This is a genomic window from Planctomicrobium limosum, from assembly GCF_051465645.1.
GTDB lineage: Bacteria > Planctomycetota > Planctomycetia > Planctomycetales > Planctomycetaceae > Planctomicrobium.
Genome location: NZ_CP195790.1, coordinates 1,206,870 through 1,220,289 on the forward strand (window position 1 = coordinate 1,206,870; position 13,420 = coordinate 1,220,289).

Annotated in this window: 7 protein-coding genes and 1 pseudogene; 5 read left to right on the top strand and 3 right to left on the bottom strand. The window is 51.4% G+C overall.

Annotation, left to right across the window (positions count from 1 at the left end; translation table 11 throughout):
• Positions 1-52: 52 nt before the first annotated feature.
• The 3 genes from SH527x_RS04425 to SH527x_RS04435 all read left to right on the top strand — a co-directional run bounded on the left by SH527x_RS04425 (position 53) and on the right by SH527x_RS04435 (position 6,244).
• The gene (locus tag SH527x_RS04425; RefSeq protein WP_437193445.1) at positions 53-3,289 is read left to right on the top strand and encodes a DUF1553 domain-containing protein; all 3,237 of its coding nucleotides are present in this window, start codon (positions 53-55) and stop codon (positions 3,287-3,289) included.
• 69 nt (positions 3,290-3,358) lie between these two features.
• Complete coding sequence (locus SH527x_RS04430; protein WP_437193446.1) at positions 3,359-4,780, top strand: DUF1501 domain-containing protein; 1,422 nt, start codon at positions 3,359-3,361, stop codon at positions 4,778-4,780.
• A gap of 369 nt (positions 4,781-5,149) precedes the next feature.
• Positions 5,150-6,244, top strand: a complete 1,095-nt coding sequence (locus tag SH527x_RS04435; RefSeq protein ID WP_437193447.1) for a sialidase family protein — start codon at positions 5,150-5,152, stop codon at positions 6,242-6,244.
• Between the two features lie 225 nt (positions 6,245-6,469).
• Here the strand turns inward: SH527x_RS04435 and SH527x_RS04440 are convergent.
• Positions 6,470-6,646: pseudogene (locus SH527x_RS04440) on the bottom strand (DUF1559 family PulG-like putative transporter); the annotation flags it as partial.
• Between the two features lie 414 nt (positions 6,647-7,060).
• On the opposite strand from SH527x_RS04440, the gene SH527x_RS04445 reads away from it, so the two are divergent.
• Complete coding sequence (locus SH527x_RS04445) at positions 7,061-9,040, top strand: WD40 repeat domain-containing protein (RefSeq protein WP_437193448.1); 1,980 nt, start codon at positions 7,061-7,063, stop codon at positions 9,038-9,040.
• Positions 9,041-9,162: 122 nt separating this feature from the next.
• Positions 9,163-11,172 carry a hypothetical protein gene (locus SH527x_RS04450; RefSeq protein ID WP_437193449.1) on the top strand — a complete coding sequence of 670 codons (2,010 nt, stop codon included), beginning with the start codon at positions 9,163-9,165 and terminating at the stop codon, positions 11,170-11,172.
• 183 nt (positions 11,173-11,355) lie between these two features.
• Here the strand turns inward: SH527x_RS04450 and SH527x_RS04455 are convergent, their stop codons facing one another.
• A complete protein-coding gene (locus tag SH527x_RS04455) occupies positions 11,356-12,156 on the bottom strand; it encodes a 3-keto-disaccharide hydrolase (RefSeq protein ID WP_437193450.1) in 801 nt (266 codons plus the stop codon).
• A 69-nt stretch (positions 12,157-12,225) separates the two neighbouring features.
• Entirely contained in the window at positions 12,226-13,410 is a 1,185-nt protein-coding gene (gene dinB, locus SH527x_RS04460; RefSeq protein ID WP_437193451.1) for a DNA polymerase IV, read from the bottom strand.
• Positions 13,411-13,420: the final 10 nt, after the last annotated feature.

A 13,420-nucleotide genomic window follows, 5' to 3' on the forward strand; every position in this document is an offset into this window, starting at 1 on the left:
AAATGAACGCTGATGGTGCGCGCATAGGACGATGCTCGATAAGATAATTATTATGAACTCACTTCATCATACGCTGATCATCGCCACGGCTGCAGGGCTCCTGTCCTTTGCGTTTGAGTCTCCACGGTCAGTCTCCGGTGCAGAATCGCCAACGGAATTACAGGTTCAGTTCTTTGAGAAATCCGTTCGACCTTTGCTGGTTGAGCACTGCTACAAATGTCATTCTGAAGAGTCGAACAAAGGAAAACTTCGACTCGACACGAAGGGGCATATCCTGCTTGGCGGTGAATCTGGCCCGGCAATTCAATCCGGGAAGCCGGACGAAAGCCTGCTGATGGAGGCGGTACGCTACGAGTCGTACCAGATGCCACCGGACAAGAAATTAGACGAAGCTCAGATTGCGATTCTCGCTCGCTGGATCGAAATGGGGGCACCCTGGCCGGGGGACGACGGGTCGATTCCCAAACGGTCCAATCGAGAGAACTTCACTGATGAAGATCGGGCATGGTGGGCGTTTCAAAAGGTTCAATCCCCAAAGATCCCCACACTTTCAAGGCTCCAAGGCTGGGGACGAAATGACATTGATCATTTCATTGCCGAGCAACTTGAACAACAGAGCCTGTCTCCTGCACCAGAAGCCGATCGAAGCACGCTACTCTCGCGGCTCTATTTCGATCTCATTGGGCTCCCTCCAACACCAGAAGAAATCCGGAAATTCGAACTCGATACGGATCCATTGGCATACGAGAAGGCCGTTGATCACCTTTTGTCCCGGCCGGAATATGGAGAACGCTGGGCGCGACACTGGCTCGATCTTGTTCGATATGCAGAGTCGGACGGATTTCGAGCGGACAACTTCCGAAGTCAGGCGTGGCGTTACCGCGATTATGTCATTCAGTCGTTGAACGAAGACAAGCCGTATGACCGCTTTGTTGAGGAACAGATTGCCGGGGATGAATTGTACCCCGACGATCCTGCCGCACTCACTGCGACCGGATTTCTCCGTCATGGAATGTTCGAGTACAACGTTCCAGATGTTCGTGGGCAATGCGACAATATTCTCAACGAGATGACTGACGTGACCGCCGACGTATTCCTGGGGCTTGGCTTTCAATGTGCACGATGCCACGACCATAAGTTTGATCCGATTCTGCAGAAGGACTACTTCCGACTTCGTGCTTTCTTCGAGGCCGTTCTTCCCAGCGACGAACAGCCTGCAGCAACTTCAGCAGATCTTGCATCCTATACAGAGAAGGCTCGTATCTATGAAGAGCGGACCCGAACGGTGCAAGAAAAGCTTGACGAGAAACTGAAACCTCACCTGAAGCGGATCTTCGACAGTACAACAAAACGTTACCCTGACGATCTGCAGGAAGTCATTAAACGTGACGTCGCTGAAAGAACTCCGCAAGAGCAGCAGTTCATGCAGTTCATCATGCGACTTGTGAAGCATGAACAGGCACGTGTCGATGGATCGATCAAAGGAGAAGAGAAGGACGCGATCCTTGAACTCCGTCGCGAACTTGCCAAGTTCGATTCTTTAAAGCCGAGTCCATTACCACTTCCTTTGACGGTCCGAGATGTCGGACCAACGGCTCCGGTTACAGTTATCCCTAAAAAGAACATCGAAGTTCAGCCCGGGTTCCTATCGCTCCTCGACCCGAGTGATGCAGTAATCCCTGTTATTCCCAATCTCCCGGAAACGACTGGCCGCCGAGCAGTCCTCGCAAAGTGGCTGACGAATCGCGAAAACCCGCTCACCCCGCGTGTCATTGTGAATCGGGTGTGGCAATATCATTTTAGTCGCGGACTCGCTGCAAACAGCAGCGATCTCGGGCGACTCGGCGACGTTCCCAGCCATCCAGAGCTTCTGGATTGGCTGACGTTACGCTTCCTCGACAATGGCTGGAAGCTGAAAGACCTGCACCGCCTGATCGTAACTTCTGCCACTTACCGGCAGAGTTCTCTACATCCGTCGCTTGCGGAGAACCAGCTCAAAGATCCGACAAACCGCTATTACTGGCGAGGGGAAGTTCGTCGACTTGATGCCGAACAGATTCGAGATTCCATCCTTGCCGTTACCGGAAGACTGGATTCCACTCGTGGTGGTCCCAGCGTCCAAGGGGACCAACCGCGTCGCTCAATCTACACCAGAGTGATGCGTAATAGTCATGACCCGTTACTTCAGGCGTTCGACCTTCCGCTCTTTATTACGAGTACGTCGAACAGAAACACAACGACTTCACCGATCCAGTCTCTGCTGCTGATTAACAGTCAAACGATGCTGACGCATGCAACGAATTTGGCAAATCGCACAATTGCCTCAAGTAAGAAAAGTGGCGGGGACGCTAAAACCCAGGTTGAAATATTGTGGTCAACCGTCCTGGGACGCTCCCCCACCGCAGAGGAACTTGCTGAAGCAGTTGCCTTTCTTGAAGACCAGAAACTGACCAGATCTGAACGACAGAACGAATCAGCCGCACTTCCAAATGTCGCAGTTGGCAAGGTGCCTTATCGCGATGGTCAGGCAGCACTCTTTCAAGCAAACCGAGATAAAGAACAGTTTCTCATTCCGCCCGATGAACGGTTGAATCTGGGTAATTTCACGATCGAAATGTACTTTCAATTGCGGTCAATTTATGAAACAGGCGAAGTCCGTACTCTCGCTACAAAAATGCCGAATCCCGGTGCGAAGTCAGGCTGGCTCTTCGCAATCACAGGCAAGGGATCACGACGCAAGCCACAAACACTCGTGCTTCAGATGTTTGGAAAAGACCGAAACGGCCGGGATCAGGAGGCTCTCCTCTTCTCCGATCATCATGTGGATATCAACAAACCCTACTATGCGGCCGCAACAGTCCGCCTCGCGAAGCCGAGTGAAGAAGGAAAGGTCGTCTTTTACCTGAAAGACCTCTCCAATGATGATGAGCCCGTCATTATCCATGAGATGCCCCTGAACCTCGTCACTGTCTCAACAAACACGGCCCCGATGATCATTGGAAATCGAGACGGGACGAACGGGCGGTTCGATGGGCTGATCGATGATATCCGACTTTCAAGCAGCGATTTGCCACAACGTCAGTTATTGCTGACAACCGAAGGAGTCAATTCTTCGACGGTCGGTTACTGGCAATTTGAACCGCATCCCGGCGTGCTGCAAGACACTCTTCCTGACGGAATGGCAATGACGTTTGGACACCAGACGCCTCAAGTTTCAGAAGAAACCGGAGCACTCATTGACTTGTGCCATGTCCTTCTGAACTCCAATGAGTTTCTCTACGTCGACTGAACTGGATGCATGCCAGATCGTTGCGTTCTGACCTGTTGATCTAACGTGCATTGCAGTAATGGAATCATTATGCCCCACCAAATTCCCGCCTTCTCGAACAGACGCGACTTTCTCTTCCGCAGTGGAACCGGGTTGGGAGCGATTGCTCTGGCAGCGCTTCAAGCGCAATGCCAAACATCTCTTACTGCAAGCCAATCGATTTCCTTGCCGAATCCACACGTTCCAGCTCGAGCAAAGAATGTCATTTTTCTATTCATGGAGGGAGGACCAAGCCATCTTGATACGTTAGATCCCAAACCAGAGTTGAATCGACTGGCCGGTCAGCATCTCCCGGAGAGTTTTGGAACCGTTTTGACGGCGATGGGAGAATTCCATGCCCCGCTGCTCGCTTCGCATCGCAAATGGAAGCAACATGGCGAGAGTGGAACCTGGGTTTCAGACTGGCTCCCCTACACTGCTCAATGCGTTGATGACATCGCAATAATGCGTTCCTGCTGGACAGACGGAAACAGCCATTCCGCTGGTGTCTGCCAGATGAACACCTGCTCGATGATCGGAGGGAGACCCTCGCTGGGAAGTTGGGTCTCTTATGGGCTCGGTTCAGAGAATCAAAACCTGCCATCATTTGTTGTAATGCAGGATAACCGCAGTTCCGTCGTGAACGGGCCCAGAAACTGGGGGGCAGGATTCATGCCGGCGAGTTATCAGGGGACACAACTTTCAGAAGGCTCACAGCCAATTCCCAACCTCAATACACCTGAAGGACTTGATTCACGAATTCAAGTCAGAAAGCTCCGCTATCTCAACTCGCTCAATCAGAAGTACGCAAGCGAGTTTCCACAGCAATCGGAACTCGACGCACGAATTCGAAGCTACGAACTTGCATTCAGGATGCAGGCTGCCGCGCCTGAGGCTGTTGATCTTTCGCAGGAAACGGAAGCGACCAAGGAACTTTATGGAATGGAGCATCAGGAAACAGAAGCTTATGGGCGTTTGTGCCTGATGGCCCGTCGACTCGTTGAACGGGGTGTCCGATTTATCCAACTCTACCATGGAGCAGGAAGCAAATGGGACGCCCATAGCGGAATCGAAGCGAATCATACTCAGCTTTGTCGAGCCATGGACAAGCCTGTTGCTGGGCTCCTGAGGGATCTCAAACAACGTGGTCTTCTGGATGAGACACTTGTCGTCTGGGGGGGCGAGTTTGGGCGAACGCCAATGTCTGAACAGGGCAACGGTCGAGACCACAATCCAACCGGGTTCTCCATGTGGATGGCCGGAGGTGGCGTCAAAGGCGGTCAGACAATCGGGACAACAGACGAACTTGGACTGCGAGCGATTGAAGACCGCATGCATGTCCACGACATTCACGCCACGATTCTCAACGCACTCGGGCTCGACCACATGGCGTTAACCTACAGCTTTAAAGGTCGCCCTGAACGCCCCACGATCAACGAGGGAAGAGTCATGCAGAAACTCTTCACAGGGTGACGTCGCTGATATACGACGGTCTCTAACAACATCAATGTCAGATTCAAAGCGGCTCGATCAATCAGCTTCCGGTAAGGAATCGGGACTCGGCTTTCTCCGCCCCCCCCGATGTCGATTGCCGTATCGCGATCCTTTTGGCATCCTTTAAGTGCCATGTCTCAAACAGAACCGTGATCGCAGCATGTTATGGCGGCGTCCTGAATCGCAGGATGCTTCGACATTGCCCAGTCTTCAGCGTTTCTGCTTTGATACACGGTCACTAAGCCGGAGCGAAAGCGATTTTCAGGTGCGATCGCAACCGCTCTCCGAGCGGGCATTCGGGCAGGCCTGTTTCCATCAGCTCTGAATTTGAACACGAAGGGCTTTATTGTGAATCTGATTCAAGTTGCGTTTGCGAAGAGATCAGCGTTCGTTGTCTGTGCATCAATTTTCATGTGCAACGCCTGCGAGGTCGTGGCTGATCAACCGGTGGTGAAGTCTAAACCGGATGTTGTCATCTATGAAGGAACCTACCCTGGCTGGCCATGGATCACTGCTGCGAAAGATGGCACGTTGTATTGCGTCTTCCGTGAAGGAACCGTGCACGGGTTCTCAGCTGAAGGCAAAGCAATGTTCACGAAAAGTACTGATCAAGGAAGGACGTGGACACCTGCCAGCGTCATCGTCGATGAAGCGGGAGTGGACGACCGGAATGTCGGCATTGTCGAATTGCCGAATGGGCATCTCTTCGTCACTTACAACACCTACGCACTCGATCCTGCCACCAGAAAAACGACCTCCCAAGTCATGACCATTTTGTCAAAAGACAAAGGAGCGACGTGGGAAGCCCCGAAAATTGGACCAGTGCCGAACAGCCAGTCGAAATCAGCGGCAATCGTTCTGGCAGATGGTTCAATCGTCTGGCCATTCTACATTGCACCAAAGAACGGCGCGGTCGCCGCGATCTCCAAAGATTCAGGTGAAACATGGACAACAGTTCGTGTTCCTGATTCAAAAGAATTCACCGGTGATGAATGGGACGTCATTGAAAAAGCTCCCGGTCATCTGCTTGCGATTCTCAGGAATGCAAATCACAGTGAAGCGGCTGCACTCTGCTTCTCGGAAAGTCATGATGGTGGCTTCACCTGGGAATCCCCGCGAAAGACGAACCTCACAACGGGCATGTTTGCACCGGGTGATATCTTTCTTCAGGGAAAGAATAAAACCGTGACCGTGATCTATCCTGATCGCCGAATGACGTCGATTAGCGCTGCGAAATCAAACGATCCGAAGTTCGTCAACTGGGATACGAAGAACCAGCTTCCATGCTATTACTACAACGCAGATCAGAGTCGAATTCCAGACGGTAGCTATTCCGTTTCCGCCCCTGTTGGCACCAACAAACGCCTCATCGTGGATTACGAAATCCGTAAGGATTCCAAACGAATCACAGGGTATTTTGTGACATTCCCGGAAAACTGGTAACGAACACTTCTTTGAGGATTCAACGGCCCGAATGATTCACGTCATATCTCATTGCGGGATGTGGCGTGACTTCTTTTCGCACCGTTTTCAATAGCGTTGATCAAGTCACTCGACGGGCCGCGGTGTCAACGGTTTTCCGAGTGAGTTTGGCGTTTCGATTCTTTCCTTGAACCATCACTGCCAGCCTGATTGCTACTGGCCTCATTCGAGGACGACAGTTGCGCTGATTCGCGATGGTGGAATCCCATTGAAGACATCCGCGTAATTGTGAAATGCGAGGCCGTTCTGCTTGATATTGTTCGTGCATTGAGTTCTGCACGCTGCCTCACGAGCCTGTTGAACGGCGGGCAACAGCAGGGCAATCAGAATGGCAATGATCGCAATCACAACGAGGAGTTCGATCTATGCAAATCCAATTCGACCGACACGATCTCTGCCATGGAAGATGCTCCCTCTTATTCTCCTGCCATTTCGCTCAACGGATTACTTCGACAAGACATGCCTGGCGGCCCAGTGTCGAGCACGATTTGCGATTATTAGGACAATCTCATCGCTTTTGTTCAATGTTGCGGATTCAAGATTTCAACTCAATTACCTCCTCGCCGCACAGCACATTCACGTCTTCAATTGAATCACATCAAAATTATTCGGAAGCGCAGTTGATTAAAGGATTTTCTGGCGTTTCAGTATAGAATGGACGCGAAATTGTGAGCGAGTTCCGGGGATGGGACTGTGCGTCTTTGATCTCGCTGGTCATTGGCATTGTCGCATATCAATGGCACTGGAACCGGGAATTTCAAAAGGCGGAGAAACTGAATGGCAATCTGGCCAGCCCAACCTGTCTCATTAAAAATTCCTGTGTTTCTTCTGTTCATTCTGGGCGTTCTTGCTGCAATCCCTCTCACTTCATTTGCCGACTCAGGCGAATACATCGACGCGATGGAACAGGACGCAGGTGAGCAAACGGATCTCGTTGTGAACCATCTCACCAATCAGAAGTATGCGGAACTGGAGGCACTGGCTGCTCAGTATCGCAAAGAGAACTCAAAGACGGCGCTCGGTGTCCTTCGCCTGAATCTTTTCTACAGAATCCTGACCTCCCCTGTGACAGAGCCCGGGAAATACACCATTCACGCAGTCGATGATCGAGTGCAGCACATTGAAGCATGGTACAAGGCCTCCCCGACCATGACGTCGAAGATTGCATTGGCCGGATCGCTTTATGAACTGTCCGCTGTGGCGAGAGGTGGCGGCTACGCGGACACCGTGACAGATAATAACTGGCGGATCATGAAAGCCGCGCTCGAAAGATCTCAACGATTACTGGACGAAGTTTTTGAAGACGAAGAAGTCCCAGACACATTTTCACATGAAACTTCGCTTCGCATCGGCATTTATGAACACTACCCAAGAAAGAAGATGGAGCACCATCTAGCAGAAGTCTTAAAACGTGAGCCGGTGAATGCGACTGCGATAGAAAACGTTGTGATTTACCTGCTTCCTCAGTGGCACGGTGAAGACGGCGACATCGCTCAGTTCGCATCGGATCTCGCAGCTCAACAGAAGCATGTGACAGGCGAGTTTGCCTACGCTGCCGTGGTCAACGAAGCGTATTGGTTTCGTATCTTCACCAGATTTGAAGAGTCCGACTTTGATTGGGAGCGAGTTCGACAAGGCCACGTTGACTGGCTGAAGCACGCTCCGGATTCCGCTCAAGTCTTGGGGCGTCAAGCTTTCTATGCCAGGGTTGCTGGGGATCGAGAAACAGCAAGGCACGCTTTTGAGCAGCTTCAAGGTCGGTATGTTCCCGCGCGCTGGTCGAACAACCCTTTGTTTTATGACCAATCCATCAGATGGGCATTTGATTCAGAAGAACCAGGTGAATCAGAACTGGTCATCGATCTGGCGAGCCAGCTTCCTCGCTCAATGGCGTACGACCATCGCTCAAAGTCAGTGATTCCCACAATTCCCGGGACGGAAGTGCGATCGTTCTCCATCGAGACAGGAAAGCAACTAACCGTCGATCAGACCGACCGAAATTGGATGCATCGAAGCTTCTCTGATCCCAGCGGTAAAGCGCAGTTTGTGGCATTGAACCGCCCAGAAGGCGGCGTCAACATCATCCGAATGAATCGGTCAGCGGGGAAAGCGGATTTAATTGGCGGATCTGATTTCAAGTTTACCAGGTTCGCAGTGTCTTCCAGTTTGAAGCTCATCGCAGTCAACGACGAGGATGACAAACTTCGATTCTGGATACTGAATCCAAGTGCCGTTCCCCACTCGATTCAAACAGGGTTGGGGGGGATTATTGAAGGTTTGGCGATTTCACCCGACGACAAATGGATTGCCACAGGTTTCGACGAGACCATTAAGATCTGGGATGTAAAGACTCGGAAGCTTGTGCAAACCTGCCAGTCTGAAAAGCGTGAGCTCTGGGGTTTAAGATGGTCTCCCGATGGCAAGATGCTCGCGGCATTTGGGGACAGCTCCCAGATTGAGATCTGGAATCCAGAATCCGGCGCGTTGATCACCAAACTTTCCGATGGCACAAACTGGTATCGGACAGCAGCATTTTCGCACGACAGCAGGTATCTCGTGCTCGGAACCTATGAATCTCGATTCAAGAATCATCCCGGCGATGTCGTGATTTTCGATGTTGAAGAAAAGAAGCTCATCAAACGCTATCAAGGACATCGGCTGACGCTTCGTGACATCATCGTTACACCTGACAACAAGAAGATCATTTCTTCCAGTGCTGATGGTTCGATTCGAGTCTGGAAAATGCCAGTACCGTGACTGAGCTCGATGCTTTTGAGCGTCGAACTTCATTGATTGGACTTTCTGCAGAAAAAATCAGCGTCTCTCCACCATCACTCCAGAGAAAAGAGTGAGCCAGCGAGCAAGCGGAGTTTATTGCAATGGCGACGAGTATCAGAAACGCTCGACTGTTCGTGGGTCAGTCTCTTTTCATTTTGTTGGTCGCATTCTGTTTCAGTGCATCGGCACATTGCGCTTGCGCAGAAGACTTGCCACAGCTGAAGCTGACCTATCGGACCGCAAACCAAAGCATCCTGTTTATTGATGGTCAGAATGAAATCGAAGTCAATGCGATGCGAAAGGCCTGCAAAGAACTGGGCCTGAAATTCGAAAACTCATCAACATGGGACACGCCGTTTCAGGATTTTTCACGCTTCCACACAATCATCGCTGGAAGCAACAACATGCTGTTCTTCGGCACACGAACTCCAGATGAAGCCAAGAAGGACCGCATCTTCTCGCAAATTCATCAGTTCGTCGTCGATGGGGGACACCTGTTTTTCTTCAACACGGTCGATGGGCGGGACTCCGAACGCCTCATTCAATTCGGGCTGAAACCTGGCCCAGTTCAATGTAGTTTTTTCGAGCTGATCCCAGGGCGAAGTGAAGTCCTGTTCAAAGGCTTCGAGAATGAGGTGCCAAAGAATCGACGCGTATTCTCCTGGGCGAACATCGAGATTGATCCGGCGATGAAACCCGTTGCCATGTTCAAACGACGAGACACTGAACCGCATTCACATGAACCAATGTTCGCGACGATGGCGTTTCAAAGCGGACGAGTCACTTACACAACCATCGAACCATTTGATGATGGCTTGTGGCTTATCCCAATCGTTGCCAAATGGATCTTGAATGGTGCTCCGACCAACATGGAACAGATCGGCACCAACGTCGTCGTCGACCGACAGAAGCTTCGGGAGATGAATACGCTGCCTCCGCCGCCTAAGCCACCAGTCGATCTCAAGGGCGAAGATGATTTCATCCGCAAGGCTGTTGCAAGAAATTACTGGAAAGAACTCCCACAGTACGCGGAACCAGTTAAGCGATACGCCTCTCTGAAAACGGCGTGGGAATTAGCGGCTGAAGCAGGTGATTTTGAACTCGTCGACCTCATCCTGAAACGCGCGTCGATGGAGTTCAGTATCGACGAAACTCAAATCCGTCGCGAACTTCTCGAACTTCGTCGTGCTCGCACCACATACATGACGCCTGAACTGCTGGACATCGCGTTCGCCTGGTCGGAACGCGAATCTTCGCTTGGGCAATTCGAAGCAGCACAACAGTTTGTTGTCTTGGCTGAGCAATGGGCAAAAGTGCTAGATGAGAAGCCGCTCATTGACCTTGTTCAAAAGCGGCGAGCGACTCTGGACGAACTCATTCAACGCAAGAATGAAGTCAGTCAGTTATTGAATCAGATTGAAGCAGGAAAACTGGCAGAGAGTGACTACACAACGCTGGGAAAATATTTCTGCTTTACAGTCAAAGAATGGGACAGAGGACTTGGGTACCTGAAGAAAGGGAATGTTCCCGTTCTAAAGGAACTCGCAACGCTTGACCTGAGTGATCCGGGGCAAAAAGATGAGGTTCTGAAGTTGGCGAATGGCTGGGCAACCGCCGCGAAGGACCAAACGGAGAATGAACGTACTGCCATGCACGCACGTGCCCGTCTGTGGTACTACAGCCTTTTAAGCAAGGCGACTGCTGAAGAAAGAAATCACATTGAACAAGAATTGAGTCAGCTACAACCACTCCAGTCTGAAATCAAATTTCAGTTAAAGCTTGATGGAGAGGCCCGGTTGGAAATCAATCAGAGCCGAATCACCTGGACGCCAACTTATGGCAACACACTCTCCGAGATTCTCGTGAATTCGCACGTATGGAATCCTGAGGCGAACTCAGCTTTCGCGAATCAGGGAACCAGACGCTATGCCTCCGAGGAGCAAGAATATCGCTACGCCCAGATCAAGAAGACGAAGGGACGCGGCATGGTGATCATTCAGCGTACACTACCTGGCAGGATTCTCGTCGACCTGAATGATGTCCCTCCCGGGGAAGACGATTACGAATTCATCGTCACCATCGGCCCGCCACCTGCGACCTCCTCGAACTAGACCGGTCCGGTCTATCATGTGGCCGCGCAGCAGCCTTCCTGTTAAGCGAAAGGCTGAATTCCGCGTGCCAGAAACGATGCATGATTTCTGGAAATGCTCTAAGCAAGAAGCAGCCATTATTCGGCCTGATGACTGCTTCTTCATATGAGAACATGCTGAATCCCAAGCACCGAACTCGCCTCTCTAATTAGCGACCTTCTCTTTCGGGACTTGTTTGGGTTTGTCTTTTCCTTGCGGCACAACTTTGACGGCTGTTGGTGGAATCGGAGCCTCTTCTGCCGCGATTATTGGCAGATCGTCAGGCAAGTGCTTCAGGAACATGTTGCGATACTGAATCTGCATTGCCGGTCCAACATGCACCTGAACTCCAAGGATTCCATCGAGCGCGCGGCCCTTTTCATCAAGATCAATCACGTCTGTCGTTGGATGATCGTCAATCCAGTGCTGATGATGATTTCCGCGAACAACGACCCGATAGTTGTGCCATTCCCCTGATGGAAACTCCTTGAGCGGAAACTCGCCGACCACCCAAGGCTGACCCGCCGGATCGATAATCACTTTCTCACTGGAATGGGCAAGAATTCGGCGGCCTCGTTCTTCATAGAGCATGCCGTTGTAATCGGCTCGATTCGAAACGACGTCGCACTGGTATCCGGTAACGACACCCTCCCCCAGATCTGGGCGATGTTGACTGCGATAGTTCAGGCCACTGTTCCCGCCGGGCGTCACTTTCACCTGAACGCGCAGTTCAAAATTCTTCAGCGTTCCATCTCGCCAGATGATGAACCTGTTGTACTTCAACGATCCATCAGTCGTCCCGGTCAGGCAGCCATCTTTCACGCTCCAGTACTCGTCACTCCCTTCCCACCCAGAAAGATCTTTTCCATTAAAGATCGATCGAAACCCTTCTGGTGGCTCGGCACTCTGTGCAATTGATCCCAGTGAGAAGAAAAGGATTGCAACCAGCTTCATCTGCTTCAACATCGTGTGTGCCAGACATGAAATGGAGAGTGTGCATTTAATGATCGACGAACATTCTACCTGCGTTCGCAATTACCGATTGGCATCATCCTGTGGCTTACGAAGTAGCTTGTTGCCGCGGAAGACAATACTCGTGCCAAACCGGTTCTGAATCTCATCGGCAACAGCATCGAGTTTCCCCTGCTTTTGATTTTCATCGTCATCAAAAAGTTGACGCTGCCGCAACTGCTGTCCGTGCTCCAGACTGCTGACTCCGATTCCAATCAGGCGAATTCCTTTGTGTTGCCGTGGCAATGCGTGATTCAGCAATTCAACAGCAACATGTGACAGTTCATTCGTGGTATTCGTCGGCCTGTCCAATGTCTGCGATCTGGTGATTGTCTGGAAATCTGCAAATCGCAGTTTGAGATGAATGGTTCGCCCCTTGAGATCTGATCGACGTAATCGTCTTGCGACCTGTTCGGTCAGGTCACGCAACCAATCTCGAAGGACATCTGCGTCTTGGAGATCCGTAGCAAAAGTCGTCTCGTGCGAAACGGATTTCGCTTCACGATCTGGAACGACTTGGCGACGGTCGATTCCCTGAGACAACTCCCAGAAGCGGTCCCCGACTTGACCGAATCGACTCACAAGTTCCTCGCGACAGACTCGCTGCAAGTCGCCGATCGTCTGAATTCCCATGCGTTGAAATTCTCTGCCGGTAGAATTCCCGACTCCCCAGAGACGGCCAACAGGCAATGGAATCAGGAACTCTTGAACTCGATCAGGTTCAACAACCACAAGAGCGTCAGGCTTCTTCAGATCACTTGCAATCTTCGCCAGAAACTTGTTTGGAGCGACACCGACTGAAGCGATGAGACCGGACTCCTGCAAGATCGCTGCTTTGATTTGAATTGCAATTTCGCGAGCAGATCCGAACAGCACTTCGCTTCCGGTCACATCCAGAAACGCCTCATCCAATGAGAGCGGTTCGACAAGCGGGGTGTATCGAAACAGAATCTCGCGTATCTGATCAGAGATCTCGATGTAATGCCCCATCCGAACCGGGAGCACGATCGCCTGAGGGCAGAGTCTGAGTGCGGTACTGGTCGGCATGGCACTGTGAACGCCAAACTTGCGGACCGCATAGTTTGCAGCGGCCACAACACCCCGACGGTCTGCCGCTCCGCCAACGATTAACGGCAAACCTCGCAGTTCCGGTCGATCACGCTCCTCAATCGAGGCATAGAAGGCATCCATGTCGACATGCAGAATCATGATCGAATGC